Source organism: Burkholderia sp. Bp9140 (assembly GCF_003853425.1).
GTDB lineage: Bacteria > Pseudomonadota > Gammaproteobacteria > Burkholderiales > Burkholderiaceae > Burkholderia.
This window is the reverse complement of record NZ_QTPQ01000056.1, coordinates 19337-44922: the sequence shown is the minus strand read 5'-3', so window position 1 is coordinate 44922 and position 25586 is coordinate 19337. Positions and strand designations below refer to the sequence as shown.

The 25586-nt window shown below is 68.0% G+C and carries 18 protein-coding genes; 10 read left to right on the top strand and 8 right to left on the bottom strand.

Annotated features, from left to right (window positions below; translation table 11 throughout):
• Window positions 1–174: 174 nt before the first annotated feature.
• Window positions 175–1056, bottom strand: coding sequence for a translation elongation factor Ts (tsf, locus tag DIE21_RS33455; RefSeq protein ID WP_124501689.1), 882 nt, complete (start codon window positions 1054–1056; stop codon window positions 175–177).
• Window positions 1057–1218: 162 nt separating this feature from the next.
• Entirely contained in the window at window positions 1219–1959 is a 741-nt protein-coding gene (rpsB, locus tag DIE21_RS33450) for a 30S ribosomal protein S2 (protein ID WP_006758564.1), read from the bottom strand.
• 379 nt (window positions 1960–2338) lie between these two features.
• On the opposite strand from rpsB, the gene map reads away from it, so the two are divergent.
• The 3 genes from map to DIE21_RS33430 are packed head-to-tail and all read left to right on the top strand — an operon-like array spanning window position 2339 to window position 7561.
• On the top strand, window positions 2339–3154 hold the full coding sequence (gene map / locus DIE21_RS33440; RefSeq protein WP_124501688.1) for a type I methionyl aminopeptidase: 816 nt from the start codon (window positions 2339–2341) through the stop codon (window positions 3152–3154).
• 50 nt (window positions 3155–3204) lie between these two features.
• The gene (locus tag DIE21_RS33435) at window positions 3205–5781 is read left to right on the top strand and encodes a [protein-PII] uridylyltransferase (protein ID WP_124501687.1); all 2577 of its coding nucleotides are present in this window, start codon (window positions 3205–3207) and stop codon (window positions 5779–5781) included.
• 16 nt (window positions 5782–5797) lie between these two features.
• Complete coding sequence (locus DIE21_RS33430; RefSeq protein ID WP_124501686.1) at window positions 5798–7561, top strand: pseudouridine synthase; 1764 nt, start codon at window positions 5798–5800, stop codon at window positions 7559–7561.
• Window positions 7562–7666: 105 nt separating this feature from the next.
• Here DIE21_RS33430 and def read toward each other — a convergent pair whose 3' ends face one another.
• The 5 genes from def to DIE21_RS33405 all read right to left on the bottom strand — a co-directional run bounded on the left by def (window position 7667) and on the right by DIE21_RS33405 (window position 16421).
• Window positions 7667–8197, bottom strand: a complete 531-nt coding sequence (gene def / locus DIE21_RS33425) for a peptide deformylase (RefSeq protein ID WP_124501685.1) — start codon at window positions 8195–8197, stop codon at window positions 7667–7669.
• Window positions 8194–10269 (bottom strand): NAD-dependent DNA ligase LigA, encoded by a 2076-nt coding sequence (ligA, locus tag DIE21_RS33420; RefSeq protein WP_124501684.1) that lies wholly within the window; start codon window positions 10267–10269, stop codon window positions 8194–8196. The genes def and ligA overlap by 4 nt, the downstream gene beginning before the upstream one ends.
• 168 nt (window positions 10270–10437) lie before the next feature.
• Window positions 10438–11742 carry a cell division protein ZipA C-terminal FtsZ-binding domain-containing protein gene (locus tag DIE21_RS33415; RefSeq protein WP_124501683.1) on the bottom strand — a complete coding sequence of 435 codons (1305 nt, stop codon included), beginning with the start codon at window positions 11740–11742 and terminating at the stop codon, window positions 10438–10440.
• Between the two features lie 85 nt (window positions 11743–11827).
• Complete coding sequence (gene smc, locus DIE21_RS33410) at window positions 11828–15340, bottom strand: chromosome segregation protein SMC (RefSeq protein ID WP_124501682.1); 3513 nt, start codon at window positions 15338–15340, stop codon at window positions 11828–11830.
• Window positions 15341–15479: 139 nt separating this feature from the next.
• Window positions 15480–16421 carry a DMT family transporter gene (locus DIE21_RS33405; RefSeq protein ID WP_124501681.1) on the bottom strand — a complete coding sequence of 314 codons (942 nt, stop codon included), beginning with the start codon at window positions 16419–16421 and terminating at the stop codon, window positions 15480–15482.
• A 159-nt stretch (window positions 16422–16580) separates the two neighbouring features.
• Between DIE21_RS33405 and dapC the strand changes: the two genes are divergently transcribed.
• The 6 genes from dapC (at window position 16581) to cls (ending at window position 22756) form a co-directional block, all read left to right on the top strand.
• The gene (gene dapC / locus DIE21_RS33400; RefSeq protein ID WP_124501680.1) at window positions 16581–17813 is read left to right on the top strand and encodes a succinyldiaminopimelate transaminase; all 1233 of its coding nucleotides are present in this window, start codon (window positions 16581–16583) and stop codon (window positions 17811–17813) included.
• A 45-nt stretch (window positions 17814–17858) separates the two neighbouring features.
• Window positions 17859–18686, top strand: coding sequence for a 2,3,4,5-tetrahydropyridine-2,6-dicarboxylate N-succinyltransferase (gene dapD / locus DIE21_RS33395; RefSeq protein WP_014896723.1), 828 nt, complete (start codon window positions 17859–17861; stop codon window positions 18684–18686).
• Window positions 18686–19054 (top strand): ArsC family reductase, encoded by a 369-nt coding sequence (locus DIE21_RS33390; RefSeq protein WP_124501679.1) that lies wholly within the window; start codon window positions 18686–18688, stop codon window positions 19052–19054. Before dapD ends, DIE21_RS33390 begins: the two co-directional genes overlap by 1 nt.
• Window positions 19055–19144: 90 nt before the next feature.
• Window positions 19145–20284, top strand: coding sequence for a succinyl-diaminopimelate desuccinylase (gene dapE, locus DIE21_RS33385; RefSeq protein ID WP_124501678.1), 1140 nt, complete (start codon window positions 19145–19147; stop codon window positions 20282–20284).
• 11 nt (window positions 20285–20295) lie between these two features.
• The gene (gene prmB / locus DIE21_RS33380; protein ID WP_124501677.1) at window positions 20296–21204 is read left to right on the top strand and encodes a 50S ribosomal protein L3 N(5)-glutamine methyltransferase; all 909 of its coding nucleotides are present in this window, start codon (window positions 20296–20298) and stop codon (window positions 21202–21204) included.
• A 112-nt stretch (window positions 21205–21316) separates the two neighbouring features.
• Complete coding sequence (gene cls / locus DIE21_RS33375; RefSeq protein WP_124501676.1) at window positions 21317–22756, top strand: cardiolipin synthase; 1440 nt, start codon at window positions 21317–21319, stop codon at window positions 22754–22756.
• Between the two features lie 119 nt (window positions 22757–22875).
• Here the strand turns inward: cls and DIE21_RS33370 are convergent, their stop codons facing one another.
• Window positions 22876–23355 (bottom strand): glutathione peroxidase, encoded by a 480-nt coding sequence (locus DIE21_RS33370; protein WP_124501675.1) that lies wholly within the window; start codon window positions 23353–23355, stop codon window positions 22876–22878.
• 136 nt (window positions 23356–23491) lie between these two features.
• Between DIE21_RS33370 and DIE21_RS33365 the strand changes: the two genes are divergently transcribed.
• Entirely contained in the window at window positions 23492–25423 is a 1932-nt protein-coding gene (locus tag DIE21_RS33365) for an ATP-binding cassette domain-containing protein (protein ID WP_124501674.1), read from the top strand.
• Window positions 25424–25586: the final 163 nt, after the last annotated feature.

Here is a 25586-nt window from a genome sequence, read left to right as displayed (position 1 = left end):
TTGTGGCCTTTGGGGGCCTGGCCGTCCCTAGTCTCACCCCCCCTTGTTTTGCGTCTCAATATCTGTGGGGGCGCCCGCCCGGGGGGGGGGGGGGGGGCGGGGGGGCGGCCGGCCCCCGCCGCCGGCCGCGGCGGAGCGGACGCCCGCCGCGGATACTGCCTGACTGCTTACGGCTTACTGCTGCTTTGCTGCTGCGACTTGCGCGGCCACTTCGGCGGCGAAGTCGTCCTGGCGCTTCTCGATGCCTTCGCCGACGACGAACAGCGTGAACTTCTGCACGGCGGAATCCGCCGCCTTCAGCATCTGCTCGATCGACTGCTTGTCGTTCTTCACGAACGTCTGGTTCAGCAGCGACACTTCCTTCAGGTACTTCTGGACGCTACCGTCGACCATCTTCGCGACGATTTCAGCCGGCTTGCCCGATTCCGCAGCCTTCTGCTCGGCCACGCGGCGTTCCGTCTCGATCAGTTCCGCCGGCACGTCAGCCGACGACAGCGCGACCGGCTTCATTGCCGCGATGTGCATCGCGACGTCCTTGCCGACCTGCTCTTCCGCGCCCGTGTACTCGACGATCACGCCGATACGCGCGCCGTGCAGGTACGTTGCGATCTTGTTCGCGGTTTCGAAACGGACGAAACGGCGGATCGACACGTTCTCGCCGATCTTGCCGATCAGTGCCAGACGGACTGCGTCGACCGTCGAGCCTTCGAGCGGCAGTGCCGACAGCGCAGCCACGTCGGCCGGGTTTTGCGTCGCGACGAGTTCTGCAACCGTCTTCGAGAATGCGAGGAAGTCGTCGTTCTTCGCGACGAAGTCGGTTTCGCAGTTCAGTTCGACCAGCGCGCCTGCGTTGCCGCCGACGAACGATGCGACGACGCCTTCTGCCGTCACGCGCGATGCCGCCTTGCTCGCCTTGTTGCCGAGCTTGACGCGCAGCAGCTCTTCAGCCTTGGCCAGATCGCCGTCGGCTTCCGTCAGCGCCTTCTTGCACTCCATCATTGGTGCGTCGGTCTTTGCGCGCAGTTCTGCCACCATGCTTGCGGTAATTGCCGCCATCATTCGCTCCTTGAGTCTGTATTCACAACGCCGCCCGCTTGGACGCGAACGGCCGAGATTCGTTTCCGGACCCGCGCCGATTCGGCGCGATCAGGTCCGGCGCACAAGCTTAAAAAAAGGGGGCCTGTTGAGAGCCCCCTTTTTGCGCCGGCTCGGGGCCAGTTACGCGTTTTCCTCGACGTACTCGTCGTCGCCGCGTGCGGCCTGGACCACTTCGTTGACCGCGTTCGCACGGCCTTCGAGGATCGCGTCGGCCACGCCTTCAGCGTACAGCGCGACTGCCTTGCTCGAGTCGTCGTTACCCGGGATCACGTAATCCACACCTTCCGGCGAGTGGTTCGTATCGACCACGGCGATGACCGGCACGCCCAGCTTGTTCGCTTCCGTGACGGCAATCTTGTGGTAGCCGACGTCGATGACGAAGATCGCGTCCGGAATGCCGCCCATGTCCTTCACGCCGCCGATCGACTTCTGCAGCTTGGCGATTTCGCGTTCGAACAGCAGCGCTTCCTTCTTGCTCATCTTCTCGGTTTCGCCCGATTCGACGGCCGCTTCCATGTCCTTCAGGCGCTTGATCGATACCTTCAGCGTCTTGAAGTTGGTCATCATGCCGCCGAGCCAGCGTGCGTTGACGTACGGCATGCCCGCGCGCTGCGCTTCCTGGGCGATCGTGTCACGCGACTGGCGCTTCGTGCCGACGAACAGGATCGTGCCGCGGTTCGCTGCCAGCTGGCGCACGTACTTCTGTGCGTCCGTGAACATCGGCAGCGTCTTTTCGAGGTTGATGATGTGAATCTTGTTGCGGTGACCGAAAATGAACGGAGCCATCTTCGGGTTCCAGAAGCGCGTCTGGTGACCGAAGTGGACACCCGCTTCCAGCATTTGGCGCATCGTGACTGCCATGTAAATTCTCCACGAGGGTTGGGTCTTAAGCCGGCTGCCGTACCGCCGCGCGAACCCGCCCCGAAGGACCTTCGTTCCGCGCGGCCGGCACCCTGGTTGCGCCGGCTTGCGATTCGGCACGTGCGAAAATGCCCGTGCCGCAAGCCTTTCATCGCCATGCCGCCCCAGATCGGGGCATGTTCGGCATTTGGATGTCGACTTAGCCAAAGAGTATAGCACGCCGATTTGTCGGCTCTCAAGTCGCCCGCCACTTTCGCTTGCCGCGCGGCAGCCGGCCGGACAATCCGCGAAAACCCGCATCGGCACCGCCGGCAGGGGCTGCGAGGCCCGCCATAAGGTGCGATAATCCGTCAATTCACCGCATTCCAGGCATACCTCGATGACTATTACGCTCAAAAACGAACACGACATCGCCGAGATGCGCGTCGCCTGCCGTCTCGCGAGCGAAGTGCTCGACTTCATCACGCCGCACGTCGTCGCGGGCATCACGACCGCCGAACTCGACCGGCTCTGTCACGAATTCATGCTCAACGAGCAGGGCACGATCCCCGCGCCGCTGAATTATCAGCCGCCCGGCTATCCGCCGTACCCGAAGGCCACCTGCATCTCGGTCAACGACGTGATCTGCCACGGCATTCCGGGCGAGAAGGTGATCAAGAACGGCGACGCGCTGAACATCGACGTCACCGTGATCAAGAACGGCTACTTCGGCGACACCAGCCGGATGTTCATCGTCGGCGAGGGCTCGATCCTCGCGAAGCGTCTCGTGCAGACCACCTACGAATGCATGTGGCTCGGCATCGACCAGGTCAAGCCCGGTGCGCACCTCGGCGATATCGGCTACGCGATCCAGAAGCACGCGGAAGCGCAGGGCTACAGCGTCGTGCGCGAATACTGCGGCCACGGCATCGGCACGGTGTTCCACGAAGATCCGCAGGTCGTCCACTACGGCCGTCCGGGCACCGGCATCGAGCTGAAGGCCGGGATGATCTTCACGATCGAGCCGATGATCAACGCCGGCAAGCGCGACATTCGCACGATGCCCGACCAGTGGACGGTCAAGACGCGCGACCGCAGCCTGTCCGCGCAATGGGAGCACACGGTGCTCGTCACCGAGACGGGCTACGAGGTGCTGACCGTGTCCGCCGGTACGCCGGCACGCCCGGTGTTCGCACAACCGGCCGCCGCGGTCTGAGCGCCGTCGCGCCAGCCTGCCCTGCCCGCCCCTGACCTGAACGGCCACCCATGAGCGCTCACGCCGCCCCCTCGCCCGAAGCGCTGTCGCGGCGCGCCGAATTCAAGGCCGCCAAGGCCGACATGCTCGAGCGCTTTCGCAGCGCGACGAACGTCGCGTCGCTGATGCACGCGCTGTCGAAGCTCACCGACGAGGCGCTCAAGCGCGTATGGGACGACTGCGGGCTGCCCGCGACGCTCGCGCTCGTCGCCGTCGGCGGCTACGGGCGCGGCGAGCTCGCGCCCCACTCCGACGTCGACATCCTGGTGCTGCTGCCCGATACGCACGACCCGGCGCTCGACGCGCGCATCGAGCGCTTCATCGGGATGGCGTGGGATCTCGGCCTCGAGATCGGCAGCAGCGTGCGCACGGTCGCGCAATGCATCGAGGAAGCATCGCAGGACGTCACCGTGCAGACCTCGCTGCTCGAGGCGCGCCGCATCGTCGGCAGCACCGCGCTGTTCGAGCGCTTCACCGTGCGCTATCACGAGGCACTCGACGCGCGCGCGTTCTTCACCGCGAAGGTGCTCGAGATGCGCCAGCGCCACGCGAAGTTCCAGGACACGCCGTACAGCCTCGAGCCGAACGTGAAGGAAAGCCCCGGCGGGCTGCGCGACCTGCAGACGATCCTGTGGATCGCGCGCGCGGCCGGCTTCGGCAGCAGCTGGCGCGAGCTCGACACGCGCGGGCTCATCACCGAGCGCGAGGCGCGTGAGCTGCGCCGCAACGAAGGATTCCTGAAGACGCTGCGCGCACGGCTGCACGTGATCGCCGGCCGCCGCCAGGACATGCTCGTGTTCGACCTGCAGACGCAGGCCGCCGAGAGCTTCGGCTACCGGCCGACGCAGGCCAAGCGCGCGAGCGAGCAGTTGATGCGCCGCTACTACTGGGCCGCGAAAGCAGTCACGCAGCTCGCGACGATCCTGATCCAGAACATCGAGGCGCAGCTGTTCCCCGCGACGAGCGGCATCACGCGCGTGCTGTCGCCCGATCGCTTCGTCGAGAAGCAGGGCATGCTCGAGATCGTCGACGACGGCGTGTTCGAACGCCACCCCGACGCGATCCTCGAAGCGTTCCTGCTGTACGAAGCGACCCGCGGCGTGAAGGGCCTGTCCGCCCGCACGCTGCGCGCGCTGTACAACTCGCGCGAAATCATGAACAACACGTGGCGGCGCGATCCGCAGAACCGCCGCACGTTCATGCAGATCCTGCAGCAGCCTGAAGGCATCACGCATGCCTTCAGGCTGATGAACCAGACGAGCGTGCTCGGCCGCTACCTGCTGAATTTCCGCCGCATCGTCGGCCAGATGCAGCACGACCTGTATCACGTGTACACGGTCGACCAGCACATCCTGATGGTGTTGCGCAACATCCGCCGCTTCGCGGTGGCCGAGCACGCGCACGAGTACCCGTTCTGCAGCCAGCTGATCGGCAATTTCGAGCGCCCGTGGGTGCTGTATGTCGCCGCGCTGTTCCACGACATCGCGAAGGGCCGCGGCGGCGACCACTCGACGCTCGGGATGGCCGACGCACGGCGTTTCTGCCGCGAGCACGGGATCGCCGGCGACGACGCGGCGCTTATCGTGTGGCTCGTCCAGCATCATTTGACGATGAGCCAGGTCGCGCAGAAGCAGGACACGAGCGATCCGGAGGTGATCAAGCGCTTCGCCGAAGTCGTCGGCAACGAACGGTACCTCACCGCGCTCTACCTGCTGACGGTCGCCGATATCCGCGGCACCAGCCCGAAGGTATGGAACACGTGGAAGGGCAAGCTGCTCGAGGACCTGTACCGCATCACGCTCGCGGTGCTCGGCGGCGCCAAGCCCGACGCGCATTCGGAACTGAAATCGCGACAGGAGCAGGCACTGGCGCTGCTGCGCCTCGAGACCGTGCCCGACGACGCCCACCGTGCGCTGTGGGATCAGCTCGACGTCGGCTTCTTCCTGCGTCACGACGCGGCGGACATCGCATGGCAGACGCGCGTGCTGTACCGGCACGTGAACGCCGAGACCGCGATCGTCCGCGCACGGCCGTCGCCGATCGGCGACGCGCTGCAGGTGCTCGTGTACGTGAAGGACCGCCCCGACCTGTTCGCGGGCATCTGCGCGTACTTCGACCGCAACGGGCTATCGGTGCTCGATGCGCGCGTCAGCACGACGCGGCACGGCTATGCGCTCGACAACTTCATCGTCACGCAGACCGAACGCGACGTGCGCTATCGCGACATCGCGAATCTCGTCGAACAGCAGCTCGCGACGCGCCTTGCCGATACCGCGTCGCTGCCGGAGCCGTCCAAGGGTCGCCTGTCGCGGCTGTCCCGGACGTTTCCGATCACACCGCGCGTCGACCTCCGGGCCGACGAGCGCGGCCAGTACTACATCCTGTCCGTGTCCGCCAACGACCGGCCGGGCCTTCTCTATTCGATCGCGCGCGTACTGGCCGAGCATCAGGTCGGCGTCCACGCGGCGCGGATCAATACGCTCGGCGAACGCGTCGAGGACATCTTCCTGCTCGACGGTGCCGGCCTGTCCGACAACCGCCTGCAGATCCAGCTCGAAACCGAATTGCTGCGCGCGATCGCAGTCTGAATGAATCCCAGCGTTTATGCGCACCAAATTAACCGTCAAGAATCCGAAGCCGGCATCGCCGACCCGCGCCCCTGTCCGCTCCGGCAGCCTCGTTGCCCGCAAGGCGGTGCGCCCCGCCGCGCCGCCCGCGGCCGACAAGCCCTCGCGCCCGAAGAAGGCCGCGGCACCGGCAGCCGCCGGCGAACGCGCGTTCAAGCCGCGCGGCGCGGAGGGTCCGGGCGCGGATCGCGCTCCGGCGAAGCGCGCGCCGCGTGACGGCGGTGCCGAGCGCGGCTATCGCAGCGATGCGAAGCCGGGCGGCCGCGCCGAAGGCGGTGCGCGCGCGCCCTATCGCGACAAGGCCGCTGGCGAGGGTGCGAAGCGCAGCTTCGGCGAGCGCCGTACCCCGTCCGATCGCCCCGCCCGTCGCGGCGACGACGATGCGCGCCCGCGCCGCGCGGGTGCCGAAGGCGGTGCACGCGCACCGTATCGCGACAAGGCTGCTGGCGAGGGCGAGAAGCGCAGCTTCGGCGAGCGCCGTACCCCGTCCGACCGCCCGGCGCGTCGCAGCGACGACGATGCACGTCCGCGCCGCGCAGGTGCCGAAGGCGGTGCACGCGCGCCCTACCGCGACAAGGCCGCTGGCGAGGGTGCGAAGCGCAGCTTCGGCGAGCGCCGTACCCTGTCCGACCGCCCGGCCCGCCGCAGCGACGACGATGCACGTCCGCGCCGTACAGGCACCGAAGGCGGCGCACGTGCCCCCTATCGTGACAAGGCCGCCGGCGAGGGCGCGAAGCGCAGCTTCGGCGAGCGCCGTACCCCGTCCGACCGCCCGGCCCGCCGCGGCGACGACGATGCACGTCCGCGCCGCGCGAGCGCCGAAGGCGGCGCACGCGCGCCCTATCGCGACAAAGCCGCCGGCTATGGCGAAAAGCGCAGCTTCGGCGAGCGCAGCGGCACCGAGCGCCGCTCGACTGGCACCGCGCCGAAAACCGCACAACCGGTCAAGCGCCGCGCCGCCGACATCGATCACGGGGACGAAACGGGCCTGATGCGCCTGTCGAAGCGCATGTCCGAGCTCGGACTGTGCTCGCGCCGCGAAGCCGACGAATGGATCGAAAAGGGCTGGGTGCTCGTCGACGGCGAACGCATCGATACGCTCGGCACCAAGGTCCGTCCGGACCAGAAGATCGAGATCGACGAGCGGGCGAGCGCCGCGCAGGCCGCGCAAGTGACGATCCTGCTGCACAAGCCGGTCGGCTATGTGTCGGGGCAGGCGGAAGACGGCTACGAGCCCGCGTCGGTGCTGATCACGCGCGCGAACCAGTGGAGCGGCGACCGTTCGCCGGTTCGCTTCTCGCCGCAGCACCTGCACGCGCTCGCGCCGGCCGGCCGGCTCGACATCGATTCGACCGGCCTGCTCGTGCTGACGCAGAACGGCCGGATCGCGAAGCAGCTGATCGGCGAGCAGTCGGACATCGACAAGGAGTATCTGGTACGCGTGCGCTTCGGCGAACGGCTGATCGACATCGATCAGCACTTCCCCGCGGAATCGCTCGCGAAGCTGCGCCACGGCCTCGAACTCGACGGCGTCGCGCTGAAGCCCGCGATGGTGAGCTGGCAGAACGGCGAACAGCTGCGTTTCGTGCTGCGTGAAGGCAAGAAGCGCCAGATCCGCCGGATGTGCGAACTGGTCGGTCTCGACGTGATCGGCCTGAAGCGCGTGCGGATGGGCCGCGTGATGCTCGGCGCGCTGCCGCAAGGGCAATGGCGCTACCTGTCGGCCGACGAGTCGTTCTGACAGCGGGCACGCGCTGCGTGCCACGCAATGCAAAGCCCGCGCAAGCGGGCTTTTTCATTTCCGGTACGACGACGGCGCGCAACATGGCGCACCGCCGCAAGCCGGTCAGTCGTCGGTCGGATCGAGCCCCGGGAACAGCACCTCGGTGAAGCCGAAGCGCGTGAAGTCGGTGATCCGCATCGGATACAGCTTGCCGATCAGGTGGTCGTATTCGTGCTGCACGACCCGCGCGTGAAAGCCTTCGGCGACGCGGTCGAGCTTCGCGCCGAACTGGTCGAAGCCGCTGTAGCGCACCTTCGCATAGCGGCTGACGACGCCGCGCATGCCCGGCACCGACAGGCAGCCTTCCCAGCCCTCTTCCATGTCCGGCGGCATGTACTCGAGCTTCGGGTTGATCAGCACGGTCTCGGGCACGGGCGGTGCGTCCGGATAGCGGTTGTTGCTGCCGAAGCCGAAGATGATGATCTGCAGGTCGATGCCGATCTGCGGCGCGGCAAGTCCCGCGCCGTTCGCGTGATGCATCGTCTCGAACATGTCCGCGACGATCTCGTGCAGTTCGGGGGTATCGAACCGCTCGACCGGCTTGGCGACTTCGAGCAGGCGCGGATCGCCCATCTTCAGGATCTCGCGAATCATGGCGTATTGCCCTCCAGGAGTTGGTGCAGTCCGTCTTCGTCCAGTACGGGGATGCCGAGTTCCTCGGCCTTCACGAGCTTGCTGCCGGCTTCCGCGCCCGCGACCACGTAATCCGTCTTCTTCGATACCGAGCCCGCGACTTTCGCGCCCGCCGCCTCGAGCATCTCCTTCGCCGCGTCGCGCGTGAGCGTCGGCAGCGTGCCCGTCAGCACGACCGTCTTGCCGGCCAGCACACCCTGCGGCGCCTTCGGCGCGGGCGGGCCTTCGGACCACGTGACCTTGCCGGGTGCGCGCAGTTGCTCGATCACGGTGCGGTTGTGCTCTTCCGCGAAAAACTGGTGGAGCGACTCGGCGACGATCGGCCCGACGTCGTTCACTTCGAGCAGCTCCTCGATCGACGCGTCCATGATCGGGTTCAGCGACCCGAAATGCTTCGCGAGATCCTTCGCGGTCGATTCGCCGACATGGCGGATCCCGAGCCCGTAGATGAAGCGCGCGAGCGTCGTGTGCTTCGCCTTCTCGAGCGAGTCGAGCAAATTCTGTGCGGACTTCTCGGCGAACCGGTCGAGTTCCGCGAGCGTCGCGAAACCGAGATTGAACAGGTCGGCCGGCGTGCGCACGAGATTCAGTTCGACGAGCTGATCGATGATCTTCTCGCCAAGCCCGTCGATGTCGAGCGCACGACGCTGCGCGAAGTGCCACAGCGCCTGCTTGCGCTGCGCCGGGCAGAACAGGCCGCCCGTGCAGCGCGCGATCGCCTCGTCCGGCAGACGCTCGATCTTCGAGCCGCATACCGGGCACTCGGTCGGCATCACGAACTCGGCCGCGTCGTCCGGCCGGCGGTCGAGCAACGCACCGACGACCTCGGGAATCACATCGCCCGCGCGCCGCACGATCACGGTATCGCCGATCCGGATGTCCTTGCGGCGCACTTCGTCCTCGTTGTGCAGCGTCGCGTTGGTCACCGTCGCGCCGCCGACGAACACGGGTTCGAGCCGCGCGACCGGCGTGATCGCGCCCGTGCGGCCGACCTGCACGTCGATCGCGACGAGCTTCGTCAGCGCTTCCTGCGCGGGGAACTTGTGCGCGAGCGCGAAGCGTGGGGCGCGCGACACGAAGCCGAGGCGGTCCTGCTCGTCGCGCCGGTTCACCTTGTAGACGACGCCATCGATATCGTACGGCAGCGACTCGCGCTTCTCGCCGACCTTGCGGAAGAAGCCGAGCAAGCCGTCGGCGCCGTGCACGACCGCGCGCTCGCGATTCACCGGCAGGCCGAGCGACTCGTACCAGTCGAGCAGCGCGCTGTGCGTGTCCGGCGTCGGCATCCCGTCGAGCACGCCGATCCCGTACGCGAAGAACGACAGCGGACGCTGCGCGGTGATCTTCGGATCGAGCTGGCGCAGGCTGCCGGCCGCCGCGTTGCGCGGGTTCGCGAATTCGCGCTGCTCGGCCGCGCGCTGGCGTTCGTTCAGGCGTGCGAAATCGCGCTTGAACATCAGCACCTCGCCGCGTACGTCGAGCACGGCCGGCACGTGCGCGCCCTTCAGCTTCAGCGGGATCGAGCGGATCGTGCGGACGTTCTCCGTCACGTCCTCGCCCGTCGTGCCGTCGCCGCGCGTCGAGGCCTGCACGAACACGCCCTGCTCGTAGCGCAGCGAAATCGCGAGGCCGTCGAACTTCAGCTCGCACGCGTATTCGACCGGGGCCGTCACCGAGCCGGCGAGATCGGTCGTCTTGTCGAGCGCATCGGCGACGCGCTTGTCGAACGCAGCGATGTCCTCGTCCGCGAAGCCGTTGTTCAACGACAGCATCGGTGCGTCATGGACGACCGGCGTGAATCCGTTCGCCACTTCGCCGCCGACGCGCTGCGTCGGCGAATCGGGCGTCACGAGTTCGGGGTGAGCGGTTTCGAGTTGCTGCAGCTCGCCGAACAGCCGATCGTATTCGGCGTCGGGCAGATCCGGCTGGTCGAGCACGTAATAGGCGTAATTCGCCCGCTCGAGTTGGTCGCGCAACCACGCGGCACGCGCGTCGGGCTGGCTGGCTGGCGGTTCGGCTTGGGTTCGGGCCATGCTGGCGGCAGATTCGTTCTGAAAAATCGGATGTGCGATTATCTCAGTTTGACGCTGCGACGGGGGCATGCGATGCGTGCCGCGCAGCCCCGCTGCAGTGCACACAAGCGGCGTGTGTGCACTGCAGCGACGGGCGACGGCACCGAAGACCGCCGCCCGTGAAACGCGTTACTGGCTGAAGAGGCGGCGCGTGACCGGCGAACCGGCCGGGATGCCCGCTTCCTCGAGCTTCGCGTACAGCTTCATCAGTTGCTGGTCGATCGCGACGAGCGTCGATTCCGGCAGCGGCCGGCGCGAATCGTCGACGACCCGCGCACCGATCCGCTCGGACAGCGACTTCGCGTAATCGCACATCAGCCGGAACGGCAGGATGTCCTCTTCGGCGACCGGCACGTCGAGCACCAGCGTGATCATGTTGCCGCCCTTGTACGTGAGGTCGTCGCGCAGGAAGTTCGTGTCGCCGAACTGCAGCATGAACACCGGGTTCTGCTTCGCGTCGAGCTTCACGAAGCGCGTGCCGTCGCGCGACAGCAGCAGCCCGTCCTGGGAAGCGACGGCCTGCACGTAGTTCGCCGACCACGGCGCGCCGTCCGACATCACGTTGATCGACAACTGCGCGTCGCACTGCGCGGCAAAGCCGTCGAGCTCGCGCGCCATCGCGACCGTCTCCATCATGTCGGGGAATTCCGGGGCGCCGTCGATCGCGTCGGCGAACTGCTGGACGCCCGTCACGAACTCCGAGAATTCGAGCTCGTTCAGCGCGCCGCTGCGGTTCGCGAGCTGCGCGGCCGCGCGCAGCTCTTCATAGCGCACGCCGTTCTGCAGCAGCTCCCACTGGCCGCCCTCCGGCTTGCCTTCGATATGCACGGGCTTGCTGCCCGCCCGGCGCAGCCGCTGCGCGGCCGGCAGGATCTTGTCGCCCGGCAGCGGCCCGCCGAGGCGAATCGGCACGATGCAGTCGATCCGGCGGTCGACGATCGCGGGCGGCGCCGACGAGATCGTCGTCGCGGCCGGCAGCACGGGTTCGGCCGGTTCGTGCGAGGTATCGGCGGCCTGCGCTTCCTGCGCGGCGGCGACCGAACCTTCGTCGACGGACTGCTCGGCCGGCTCGGTCGATTCCGACGGCATGTCGACCCCGGTGGCCTCGGCCTGCAGATCGGCCGGCATGTCGGCCGGCGCCGCGCCACTCGCGGCCCCACCGAAGGTCGGCTCGACGCGCGCGGCTTCGGCCGGCGCGCTCGCGGCGGCCGCCGGTGCCGGCGCCGCGGGTTCGCGGCGCACGGGCTGGCGCACCGGCTCGATGAACGGCAGCTCATCGTCGCGCTCGGGGCGATTCATCGCCTCGGCCGCCTCTTCCGGCATCGGGCGCGGCATCCTGCGCCGCACCTTCGCGCCCTGCCACGCGTTGTAGACCACGACGCCGCCCACCACGACGGCGCCCGCGCCGATCAAACCGAGTGTCAACTCGTCCATGCACGCTCCATCAGCAATTCTTGTTCGTCGGACCCGCGAACGGGCGCCCATGCGCCGCGCGAACGCGGTCCGGTTTCGTCAAACGTCAATTCTGGGCAAAGCCCGCGGCGGTTTCCATGTCCACCGCGACGATCCGCGACACGCCCTGCTCCTGCATCGTCACGCCGATCAGTTGCTGCGCCATCTCCATCGCGATCTTGTTGTGCGAGATGAAGAGGAACTGCGTCTTGTCGGACATCGCGCGCACGAGATTCGCGAAACGCTCGGTGTTCGCGTCGTCGAGCGGCGCATCGACCTCGTCGAGCAGACAGAACGGTGCCGGGTTCAGCTGGAACATCGCGAACACCAGTGCGGTGGCGGTCAGCGCCTTCTCGCCGCCCGACAGCAGGTGGATGGTCGCGTTCTTCTTGCCCGGCGGCTGCGCCATCACCTGCACGCCCGCATCGAGGATCTCGTCGCCCGTCATGATCAGCTTCGCCTGGCCGCCGCCGAACAGGCGCGGGAACAGGTCGCTGAAGTGACGGTTGACCTCGTCGAAGGTGCCCTGCAGCAGCGTGCGGGTTTCCTGGTCGATCTTGTGGATCGCATCCTCGAGCGTCGTGATCGCGTCGGTCAGGTCGGCCGACTGCGCATCGAGGAATACCTTGCGCTCGCTCGCGGCCTTCAGTTCGTCGAGCGCGGCCATGTTCACCGGGCCCAGCGCGTTGATCGCGTTGTTCAGGCGCGTGACCTCGCCCTGCAGGTACGCCGGCTTCAGGTCCGGCGTCAGCTTCTCGCGCAGCGCTGCCTCGTCGACCTCGGCCGCCGTGAGCTGCTCGGCAAACTGCTCGACGGACAGGCGTGCGGCCTGCTCCTTCAGCTGCAGTTCGGTGATGCGGTCGCGCAGCGGCTGCAGCGAGCGCTCGGCGACGAGACGCTGCTCGTCCGATGCGCGCAGCTTCGCGGTCAGGTCGTCGAGTTCGATCCGCGCGGCCTGCAGCGCTTCTTCCTTCACGGCGCGAATTTCGAGCGCGTCCTGCAGGCCGGTGTGCGCGGTCTGCTCGTTGATCGTCTCGAGTTCGGCGCGCGCGTCTTCCAGCGACGCGGCAACGCGCTCGCTCTGCTCGTGCGCGACCTGGATGCTGCGCTTGAGCTCGTCGATCCGCGTGACCGCGTTGCGCGCGGCGAAGCGCGCGTCGTTCGCGCCGCGCTCGAGGTCGCGCGCTTCCTGGCGCGCCTGCGTCAGCGATTCGTCGAGCGCCTCGAACGCGAGCTGGTTGTCCTCGAAGCGCGCCTGCAGTTCCGCGAGTTCGCCGTCGAAGCGCTCGAAGTTCGCTTCCGATTCCGCGCGTAGTGCGCGCTGCTCGTCGATCTGCGCGCCGATTTCCTCGAGCTCCTCGCGGATCTGCGTGCTGCGCTGCGTGTAGCGTTCATGCGCCTGCGCGAGCTTCAGCACGTCCATCTGCAGCGCGTGCACGCGCTGCGTCGCGCGCTCGGCCTGCGCACGCACGTCGCCGAGCGCCTGGGTGGCCTGCGTGTGCGCGGCCTCCGCCCGCACGGCGGCCGTGCGGGCCTCGTCGGCGAGCAGCGCCTGCGCGCGCACCTGGCGCGTCAGGTTCTCGATTTCCTGCTGGCGGGCCAGCATCCCGGCCTGCTCCGAATCGGCCGCGTACAACTGCACACCGACACGCGTGACGATGTGGCCGGCCTTGACCACGAACGCGCCGCCTGCCGGCAGTTGCGCGCGCGCCGCGAGCGCCTGCGCGACGTCGTCGGCGACGTACACGTTGCCGAGCCAGTCGTTCAGCACCGCACGGATGCCCGCATCGTCGATGCGCACGAGCGACAGCACCGGGCGCAGCCCGGCCGCGGCGGCCGGCGGCTCACCGGCCGCGGGCGGCGCGTAGAACGCGAGCTTCGCGGGCGGCGCATCGGTCGCGAACGCCTTCACCCAGTCGAGATTCGACACTTCGAGCGCGGCAAGGCGCTCGCGCAGCACGGCCTCGAGCGCCGCTTCCCAGCCCGGTTCGACATGCAGCTTCTTCCACAGGCGCGGCAGCGCGCCGAGCTCGTGCTTGTCGAGCCACGGCTGGATCTTGCCTTCGGTCTGCACGTTCTCCTGCAGCTGCCTGAGTGCGGCGAGCCGCGCCTCGAGCTGGTGGATCTGCGCGCTTTCCGCCTGCACGCGCTCCTGCGCGGCACGGCGTTCGCCGTCGAGGCGCGGCAGCGCTTCCTGCGCATCGGCGAGACGCGCCTGTGCCTCGGCGAGGACCTCTTCCTGCTCGGCGAGCTGCATGCGCAGCTCCTCGAGCTGCGCCTCGTCCGGTGCGTCGAGCCCGCCCGCCTCGGACTTCAGGCGCTCATGGCGCTGCTGAAGCTGCTGGAGCTGCTGGTCGGCATTGCGCTGGTGCGCGGCCTCGAGCTTCAGCGACTGTTCCGTCTGCGCGATCCGCGCGCGCTCGTCGTTGAGCTGCGCCTGCGCATCGCGCCATTTCGCTTCGAGCGCCGGCAGCGCATCGTGTTTCGCGGCCGCGTTGTCTTCAGCGAGCGCGGCCTTCTCGTCGGCCATCGCGCGCGCCTCTTCGGCTTCCTCGAGCTCGTCCTGCGCCTTCTCGGCCTGCGCGCGCCATTGCTCACGCTGCGCGTTCAACGCGGCGATCTGCGCCTGCACCCGGTTGCGCGACTCGACGATGAACTTGATCTCGGCCTCGAGGCGGCTCACTTCGGCGTTCGCCTCGTAGAGCGCGCCCTGCGCGCCCTGCATCGCGTCGCTCGCCGAGTAATGCGCGACCCGCAGCGTCTCGAGCTGCGACTCGACCTCGCGCAGCCTGGCCGTCTGCGCCTCGAGGTCGATCTGCGCCTGCTCGATCGCGCGCTGCTGCTTCTGCTGCTCGCCCGCGGCCTCGTTCTTGCGCAGCAGCCACAACAGGCGCTGCTTCTCCTCGCCGTCGGCGACGAGCGCCTTGTACCTGGTCGCGACGACGGCCTGCGCCTCGAGCTTCTCGAGGTTCGCGCCGAGCTCGCGGACGATGTCCTCGACGCGCGTCAGGTTCTCGCGCGTGTCGTGCAGGCGGTTCTCGGTCTCGCGGCGGCGTTCCTTGTACTTCGACACGCCCGCGGCTTCCTCGAGGAACACGCGCAGCTCTTCCGGCTTCGCCTCGATGATCCGCGCGATCATGCCCTGCCCGATGATCGCGTACGCACGCGGGCCGAGGCCCGTGCCGAGGAAGATGTCCTGGATGTCGCGGCGGCGCGCCGGCAGGTTGTTGATGTAGTAGCTCGACGTGCCGTCGCGCGTCAGCACGCGCTTCACGGCGATCTCGCCGTACTGGCCCCACTGCCCGGCCGCGCGGCCGTCGGAGTTGTCGAAGATCAGCTCCACGCTTGCCCGGCTGCCGGGCTTGCGGGCGGTCGAGCCGTTGAAGATCACGTCCTGCATCGACTCGCCGCGCAGCTCGGACGCGCGCGACTCGCCGAGCACCCAGCGCACGGCATCGATGATGTTGGACTTGCCGCACCCGTTCGGGCCCACCACGCCGACAAGCTGGCCCGGAACCTGGAAATGCGTGGGATCGACAAAGGATTTGAAGCCAGCGAGTTTGATCGAGCTCAGACGCACGGCGGTATCGGATGTGAAGAAGGTGTGAAACGGACGGGGCCGCGACGCGCGGGGCCGGACGGCCCGTGCGCGCGATGCGCCCCGGAATTCAAAAGCGGGGCCGCGCGCATCCAGCGTTGGGCCCCGCAAACGGCTTCCATCATACCATCGCGCGTGCGCCGTCCCGCCCGCCGCCGGGTTTGCCCGATGCCGGCGCGGCACGATGGACCCGGCTCGACAGCAGCGTCGCCAGCACGATGCACGCACCGCCCGCCCACTCGCGCGCGCTCGGCAGTTCGTTCGCGAACACCCACGCGGACAGCGCGGTGATCACGATCTCGAACAGCATGATGATCGACGCGCGGTTCGCCGGCACGCGCGCGAGCCCGTATTGCACGAGCAGGTTATTCGCGGCCATCGTCATGCCGATCGCGACGATGATCAGTGCGGCCATGCCGAGCTGGCCGCCCGCCGGCGCGGCAGGCAGCCCCTCGAACAGCGACGCGGTCGCGCCGAACACCGCCGCGCCGCCGAACAGCGTCGCGGTGCGCATCTCGGCGCGCATCTGCGGCAACTCGCGGCTCGCCTTGATCACGAGCACGTTGCTCATCGCGAAACTGAGCCCGGCCGCGAGCCCGGCCCATTCGGCCGGGTTGGCCGGCAGCGGCACGCCGAGCTTCGGCGACCACAGCATCAGCATCGCGCCGCCGATCGACAGCGCCGCGAGCCCCGCGCCTGCCCAGGTCAGCCGCTCGCGCAGCAGGAAATGCGCGTAGATGGCGGTCCATGCCGGGGTCAGGTAGAACAGCAGCATCACGCGCAGCACTTCGCCGTGGATCGTGCCCCATACGAAGCCGAGGTTGGTCACGCCGGCCGTGATCGCGATGCCCGGCAGCACCCAGTGCCAGCGCAGCGTCGCGATCGTGCGGTGCCGCACGACGATCACGAGCAGGAACGCGACCGCGCTCGTCAGCGCGCTCGCCAGCGTGCCGGTGAGACCGAGCGATGCGAGGATCCGCAGCGGATACCAGATCAGGCCCCATACCGAGGCGCCGATCAGGATGGCCAGCGTCGGCAGGCTGCCGCGTACCGCGTTATTCATTTGCTTCGATACCCTTTATTCGACCGGCCCGGCCGCCGTTCCGGCGGGCCGTGACCGCATTGCGTCACGTTATAATCGTCCGCTGCGACCCGCGCGCCGTCGGCGCCCGCTCGCAGCCGCGCGGCACCTGCGCCGCCCTTTTCGCTCCAACCGGCCGCGATGGCCGCTTCGCCCGTGAACCCTCGACTCGACTCGCTCCAGCCCTATCCCTTCGAAAAGCTGCGCGCCCTGTTCAAGGACGTGACGCCCTCCGCCGGCCTGAAACCGATCAGCTTCGGCATCGGCGAGCCCAAGCACCCGACTCCGGCGCTGATCCGCGACGCCGTGGTGGCCGCGCTCGACGGCCTCGCGTCGTACCCGGCCACCGCCGGCTCGGACGCGCTGCGCACGTCGATCGCGCACTGGCTCGAACGCCGCTACGGGCTGTCGGCGATCGACCCGGCCAGCCAGGTGCTGCCCGTGTCGGGGTCGCGCGAGGCGCTGTTCTCGCTCGCGCAGACGGTGATCGACGCGCGCCCGGGCGCGGACGGCAAGAAGGCGATCGTACTCTGTCCGAATCCTTTCTATCAAATTTACGAAGGCGCGGCGCTCCTGGCCGGTGCCGAACCCTATTTCGCGAACAGCGACCCGGCGCGCAACTTCGCGTGCGACTACGCGGCCGTGCCCGATGAAGTCTGGGCGCGCACCCAGCTGCTGTACGTGTGCTCGCCGGGCAACCCGACGGGCGCCGTGCTGACGCTCGACGACTGGCGCGAACTGTTCGCGCTGTCCGACCGCCACGGATTCGTGATCGCGTCCGACGAGTGCTATTCGGAAATCTATTTCGACGAAGCGGCGCCGCCGCTCGGCGGCCTCGAGGCTGCGCACCGCCTCGGCCGCGGCTTCGAACGCCTCGTGATGCTGTCGAGCCTGTCGAAGCGCTCGAACGTGCCGGGCATGCGCTCGGGCTTCGTCGCCGGCGACGCCGCGCTGCTGAAGAAATTCCTGCTGTACCGCACGTACCACGGCGCGGCGCTGTCGCCGGTCTGGCAGCACGCGAGCATCGCCGCGTGGAACGACGAGGCGCACGTGCGCGAGAACCGCGCGCTGTACCTGCAGAAGTTCAACACGGTCACGCCGATGCTGGCCGACGTGATCGACGTGAAGCTGCCCGACGCCGCGTTCTACCTGTGGGCCAACGTCGCGCGCACCGGCCTGTCGGACACCGAGTTCGCCCGCCGCCTGTACGCCGACTATAATGTGACGGTTCTGCCCGGCTCGTACCTGGCGCGCGACGCGCACGGCACGAATCCGGGCCGCGATTTCATCCGGATCGCGCTCGTCGCGGGCACCCCCGAATGCGTCGAGGGCGCGCAACGCATCGTCGATTTCTGCCGGGCTCTCGCGCGGTAAGACGTCCATCCCGATCAATTCCATTCATCTCCTGCGAAAACGAACATGTCGCAACAACTTCAGCAAATCATCGATACCGCCTGGGACAACCGCGCCGAGCTGTCGCCGAAGGCCGCGCCCGCCGACGTCCGCGAAGCCGTCGCGCACGCGATCGAGCAGCTCGACAAAGGCGCGCTGCGCGTTGCCGAGAAGATCGACGGCAACTGGACCGTGCACCAGTGGCTGAAGAAGGCCGTGCTGCTGTCGTTCCGCCTGGAGGACAACGCCCCGATGCCCGCCGGCGGCTACTCGCAGTTCTACGACAAGGTGCCGTCGAAGTTCGCGAACTACACGGCTGAAGACTTCGCCGCGGGCGGCTTCCGCGTCGTGCCGCCGGCCATCGCGCGCCGCGGCTCGTTCATCGCGAAGAACGTCGTGCTGATGCCGTCGTACACCAACATCGGCGCGTACGTCGACGAAGGCACGATGGTCGACACGTGGGCCACGGTCGGTTCGTGCGCGCAGATCGGCAAGAACGTGCACCTGTCGGGTGGCGTCGGCATCGGCGGCGTGCTCGAGCCGCTGCAGGCGAACCCGGTCATCATCGAAGACAACTGCTTCATCGGCGCGCGCTCGGAAGTCGTCGAAGGCGTGATCGTCGAGGAGAACTCGGTGATCTCGATGGGCGTGTACCTCGGCCAGAGCACCAAGATCTACGATCGCGAAACGGGCGAAGTCAGCTACGGCCGCATCCCGGCCGGCTCGGTCGTCGTCGCCGGCAACCTGCCGTCGAAGGACGGCTCGCACAGCCTGTACTGCGCCGTGATCGTGAAGAAGGTCGACGCGAAGACCCGCGCGAAGGTCGGCCTGAACGAGCTGCTGCGAGGCGACTGATGGCCAAGCCGCGCACCGTGGTCGTCTACGGCATTCCGAACTGCGACACCGTGAAGAAGGCCCGCGTGTGGCTCGACGATCACGGCGTCGAGTTCGAGTTTCACGACTTCAAGAAGCTCGGCGTCAGCACACCGCTCGTCGAGGACTGGCTGAAGGACGTGTCGCTCGACGCGCTCGTGAACAAGCGCGGCACGACGTGGCGCGGCCTGGACGACGCCATGAAGGCGGCCGCGGAAACGAAGTCCGGCGCGGTCGCGCTGATGATCCACAAGCCGTCGGTCATCAAGCGTCCCGTGCTCGTCGTCAACGGCCGCGTGAAATCGCTCGGCTTCGTGGCCGACCAGTACGCGGCGCTGTTTGCCGCCTAGGGCCGCCCGCGCTGCGCCCGCGGGCGCAGCCCGACGTCTCGTCGCTGCCGGCCACCGCGCCGGCATTTTTTATCGAAAGTGGTCCGAACCATGTCCGCCACCCTAGCCCTTACCGAACAGCTGATCGCCCGCGCATCCGTCACGCCCGACGACCAGCATTGCCAGCAGATCATGACCGAGCGCCTCGTCGCGCTCGGCTTCGAATGCGAGACCATCGCGTCGCACGGCGTGACCAACCTGTGGGCCGTCAAGCGCGGCGCCGACGGCCGCGACGGCAAGCTGCTCGCATTCGCGGGCCACACCGACGTCGTGCCGACCGGTCCGCTCGAGCAGTGGACCTCGCCGCCGTTCATTCCCGCGCATCGCGACGGCAAGCTGTACGGCCGCGGCGCGGCCGACATGAAGACGTCGCTCGCGGCGTTCGTCGTCGCCTCCGAGGAATTCGTCGCGGCCCACCCCGGCCACCGCGGCGCGATCGCGTTCCTGATCACGAGCGACGAGGAAGGCCCGGCCACCGACGGCACCGTGAAGGTCGTCGAGTTGCTCGAAGCGCGCGGCGAACGCCTCGACTACTGCATCGTCGGCGAGCCCACCTCGACCGCCGAACTCGGCGACGTCGTGAAGAACGGCCGCCGCGGCTCGATGTCGGGCGAACTGATCGTCAAGGGCGTGCAGGGCCACATCGCTTACCCGCACCTCGCGAAGAACCCGATCCACCTGCTCGCGCCGGCACTTGCCGAGCTCGCCGCCGAACAGTGGGACGAAGGCAACGAATACTTCCCGCCGACCACCTGGCAGGTGTCGAACCTGCACGCGGGCACCGGCGCGACCAACGTGATTCCCGGCCACGCGGACCTGATGTTCAACTTCCGCTTTTCGACGGCGAGCACCGTCGAGGGCCTGCAGGCACGCGTGCATGCGATCCTCGACAAGCACGGCCTCGAATACACGCTGAAGTGGTCGGTGAGCGGCCTGCCGTTCCTCACGCCGCGCGGCGACCTGTCGAACGCGCTGGAGAACGCGATCCGCGCCGAGACCGGCCTCACGACCGAGCTGTCGACGACGGGCGGCACGTCCGACGGGCGCTTCATCGCGCGCATCTGCCCGCAGGTGATCGAGTTCGGCCCGCCGAACGGCAGCATCCACAAGATCGACGAGCACATCGACGTGCGCTTCGTCGACCCGCTGAAGAACGTGTACCGCCGCGTGCTCGAACAACTGATCGCCTGATGGAGCCTCGCATGACGACACCTTTTGCAACTGTTCGCGACCTGCTGCGCTATGCGGTCTCGCGCTTCTCGAAGGCGAAGCTCGCATTCGGCCATGGCTCGGACAACGCGTACGACGAAGCCGCCTACCTCGTGCTGCACACGCTCGACCTGCCGCTCGACACGCTCGAGCCGTTCCTCGATGCCCGCCTGCTGCCCGACGAAATCGCGGCCGTGCTCGCGGTGATCGAACGGCGCGCGACGGACCGCGTGCCGGCCGCGTACCTCACGCACGAAGCGTGGATGCACGGCCACCGCTTCTACGTCGACGAGCGCGTGATCGTGCCGCGCTCGTTCATCGGCGAGCTGCTCGACGACGGGCTGCAGCCGTATGTCGCCGACCCCGAGCAGGTCGGCGCAGTACTCGAGCTGTGCACCGGTTCGGGCTGCCTCGCGATCCTCGCGGCCAGCGCGTTCCCGAATGCCGAGATCGACGCGGTCGACCTGTCCGACAAGGCGCTCGAAGTCGCCGAGATCAACGTGCGCGACTACGGCCTCGACGATCGCATCACACTGCATCACGGCGACCTCTACGCGCCGCTGCCCGCGTTCCGCGCGGAACCCGACACGCGCTACGACGTGATCCTGACGAACCCGCCGTACGTGAACGCAACGTCGATGGCGGCGCTGCCGCCCGAGTACCGGCACGAGCCGGAGATGGCGCTCGCGGGCGGCGACGACGGGATGGACATCGTGCGGCGAATCATCGCGGAAGCGCACAAGTGGCTGCACGACGACGGCGTACTCGTGGTCGAGATCGGCAACGAGCGCGAGCACGTCGAAGCCGCGTTCGGCGGCCTCGAGCTCACGTGGCTGCCCACCAGCGCGGGCGACGACACCGTGTTCCTGATCCAGGCGTCGGACCTGCCGCGCAAGGCCTGACGGCGCGCCGCGACCGAACCGTGCGGCACGGCACACCGCTGTCCCGCACGGTTGGGTAAGATGCGCGTAGCGGCTGTCGCGCCGCACGACTTCAGGAGTCCGTCACGCGCCTATGACCCTCGACTGGCTACATCTCGGCACCCTGATCCTGGCCATCCATGTGCTCGGGATCATCGCGGCGTGTCACGCGATCATGAACACGCGAACGTCGCAAGGCGCGATCGCGTGGGCCGTGTCGCTCGCCGCGATGCCGTACCTGACGCTCATCCCCTACCTGTTCCTCGGCCGCAGCAAGTTCTCCGGCTACGTCGACGCGCGGCGCCACGAGATGGAAGCGTTACGCACGCACACGCCGCGCGCGCGGTGGCTCGATGCGGACGCAACCGACGGCCCGGCCGCCGATGCGATCGGCCGGGCCGCCGTGCTCGCGCTCACGCGGCTCGGCGGGATGCCGTTCGTCGGCGGCAATGCGGTGCGCACGCTCGTCAACGGCGAGGCGACCTTCTCGGCGATCCTGTCGGCGATCGACGCCGCGCGCGATTACGTGGTCGTCCAGTTCTTCATCGTGCGCGACGACGCGCTCGGCCAGATGCTGCTCGACGCGCTGCTCGCACGCGCGGCGGCCGGCGTGCGCTGCTACCTGCTGTACGACAGCATCGGCAGCTTCGACCTGCCGCACGGCTACGTCGACACGCTGCGCCGCGGCGGCGTCGAGGTCCATCCGTTCGCCACCCACCGCAAGTTCGTCAACCGCTTCCAGCTCAACTTCCGCAACCATCGCAAGATCGTCGTCGTCGACGGCAATCGCGCGTTCGTCGGCGGACACAACGTCGGCGTCGAGTATCTCGGCGCGAACCCGCGCCTGTCGCCGTGGCGCGACACCCATATCGAGATCCGCGGCCCGGTGGTCGCGAGCATTCAGTACGTGTTCGCCGAAGACTGGCACTGGGCCACGCAGACGCTGCCGCCGCCCGCCGCGCCGCCGGAGGCACTGCCCGACGACGCGATGCATTGCCTCGCCGTGCCGATGGGGCCGGCCGACAAGCAGGAAACCGGCTCGCTGTTCTTCGTCGAGGCGATCAACGCCGCGCGCGAACGGGTCTGGATCACGACGCCGTACCTCGTGCCCGACGAAGCGGTGATCGCCGCGCTGAAGCTCGCGGTGATGCGCGGCGTCGACGTGCGCATCCTGATCCCGAGCCGGCGCGACCACTACGTCGTGTTCGAGGCGTCGAAGCTGTATGCGCGCGATCTCGTCGACGCAGGCGTCAAGGTGTTCCGCTACCGGCCCGGCTTCCTGCACCAGAAGGTCGTGCTGATCGACCGCATCGCCGCCGCGATCGGCAGCGCAAATCTCGACAACCGCTCGTTCCGGCTGAACTTCGAAATCATGGTGCTGACCGTCGATCGCACGTTCGCCGGCGAGGTCGAGGCGATGCTCGATGCCGATTTCGCGCAGGCCTACGAGGTCGATGCGAACGAGTATCGGCACTCGCCCGCGTGGCGGCGCATCGCGATGCACGTCGCGCGCCTGTTCGCGCCGATCCTGTAGCGCTCGCGCGAACGCCGCCCGCGCGCCGCCCGCATGGCGGCGCACGCTCTCGCACCGTTCGGCCCGCCGCCGCGGTTGTGACCGGTTCGGTCCGGACGGCCGCTCGCCACTTCACGGCGTTACAGCAGCTTGTCGATATCCGCGGCGATTTCCTCGGGCTTCGTCGACGGCGCATAGCGCTTGACGATCCGCCCGTCGCGGTCGACCAGGAACTTCGTGAAGTTCCACTTGATCGCCTTGAGACCGAGGATGCCGGGTGCCTCGTCGGTCAGGTAGCGGTACAGCGGATGCGCGTGGTCGCCCTTCACGTCGATCTTCGCGAACATCGGGAACGTAACGCCGTAGTTGCGCTCGCAGAACGCGCCGATCTGCGTGGCGTCACCCGGCTCCTGCTTGCCGAACTGGTTGCACGGAAAGCCGAGCACGAAGAAGCCGCGCGCCGCGTACTGCTCGTACAGCTTCTGCAGGCCCGCATACTGCGGCGTGAAGCCGCACTCGCTCGCGGTATTGACGATCAGCAGCACCTTGCCGCGATACGCATCGAGCGACGCCGGCTCACCGGCGAGCGTCTCGGCGCTGAAGGAATACAGGGTGGACATCGGGCACTCCTTTTACGAAACCGGATCGACGTGGAGTCTAGGCGAAATCGCGCCGCTGCGACACCGGCCGTTCGGCCGATATCCGGAGCGACGCGCGCGCAGTCTAGAATAGCGGTTTTGGTCAGTCATTCCCGCCGTGATCCGTTTCAATCAGTTCAGCCTTGCGCGCGGCACCAAGCCGCTGTTCGAGTCGGCCTCGTTCGTGCTCAATCCCGGCGAGAAGGCCGGCCTGATCGGCGCGAACGGCGCCGGCAAATCGACGATGTTCTCGGTCCTGCGCGGCGAGTTGCATTCCGACGCCGGCGATTTCTCGATGCCGCCGTCGTGGCGGATCGCCCACGTGTCTCAGGAAACGCCCGCGGTCGACCGTTCGGCGCTCGACTACACGCTCGACGGCGACACCGCGCTGCGCGAGATCGAAGCGCGCATCGCCGCCGCCTCGGCCGCGCATGACGGCGCGGCCGAAGCCGACGCGCACGCGGCGTTCGCCGACGCCGACGGCTATACCGCACCGGCGCGCGCCGAAGCGCTGCTGCTCGGCCTCGGCTTCACGCTCGCGCAGACGCGCGAGTCGGTCGCCAGCTTCTCCGGCGGCTGGCGCATGCGCCTGAACCTCGCGCAGGCGCTGATGTGCCGCTCCGACCTGCTGCTGCTCGACGAACCGACCAACCACCTCGACCTCGACGCAATCGTCTGGCTCGAGGACTGGCTGCACCGCTACGCCGGCACGCTCGTCGTGATCTCGCACGACCGCGAATTCCTCGACTCGATCTGCAACGTCACGCTGCACCTGGAAAATCGCCAGGTGAAGCGCTACGGCGGCAATTACTCGCAGTTCGAGGTACTGCGTGCGCAGCAACTGGCGCTGCAGCAAAACGCATACGAAAAGCAGCAGAAGACGATCGAGCACCTGCAGAGCTTCGTCGACCGCTTCAAGGCGAAGGCGACCAAGGCCAAGCAGGCGCAGAGCCGGATGAAGGCGCTCGAGAAGATGGAACTGATCGCGCCCGCGCACATCGCGTCGCCGTTCACGTTCGAATTCCGCACGCCCGACGCCGCGCCGAACCCGATGATGGTGATGGAAGACGTCCGCTGCGGCTACCATGCCGACGACGGCACCGACATCCCGATCGTCGAGCGCGTCGCGCTGTCGATCCAGAACGGCCAGCGCATCGGCCTGCTCGGCGCGAACGGCCAGGGCAAGTCGACACTGATCAAGACGCTGGCCGGCACGCTCGCGCCGCTGTCGGGCCACGTGCGCGACGGCAAGGGGCTGACGATCGGCTATTTCGCGCAGCACCAGCTCGAAACGCTGCGCGAAGACGATTCGCCGCTCGCGCATCTCGCACGGCTCGCACCGGATACGCGCGAGCAGGAACTGCGCGACTTCCTCGGCGGCTTCAATTTCTCGGGCGACATGGCGACGAGCCCGGTCGGCCCGTTCTCCGGCGGCGAGAAGGCACGGCTTGCGCTCGCGCTGATCATCTGGCAGAAGCCGAACCTGCTGCTGCTCGACGAACCGACCAACCACCTCGACCTCGAAACGCGTCACGCGCTGACGATGGCGCTCGCGCAGTTCGAAGGCACGCTGATCCTCGTTTCGCACGACCGCCACCTGCTGCGCGCAACCACCGACCAGTTCATGCTGGTCGCGAAGCACCGTCTGCAGCCGTTCGACGGCGACCTCGACGACTACCGCGACTGGCTGCTGCAGCACGCCGCCGAGCAGCGCGCGGCCGCGAAGGCCGACAGCGCGGCCGCGGCGGGCGCGGATCCGGGCATCAACCGCAAGGATCAGAAGCGCCAGGCGGCCGAGGAGCGCCAGCGCCTGTCGCAACTGAAGAAGCCGCTGCAGAACCGCATCACGAAGCTCGAAAAGGAAATGGAAACGCTGCACGCGGAGAAGGCACGCCTCGACACGTTCGTCTCCGATCCGGCGAGCTACGAGGCCGCGCGCAAGACGGAACTGACCGAGGCGATCCGCAAGCTCGGTGAGGTCAATACCCGGCTCGAGACGGTCGAGGCCGACTGGCTCGCCGTCCAGGAAGAGCTCGAGCAGATCGGCTGAACGCGGCCCGGGCGCCACCAGCCGGTCGCTTGATCGGCAGCGCGGCATCCGCGGGGGCGTGAACGTGCCGCGACCCCGCCTGCCGTGCCAGGCCTGGAAACGACAAGGCCGGGCGCCCTGGCCCGGCCTCTTTGTCGTGGATTCGGCTGTCGTTTTCAGGTCG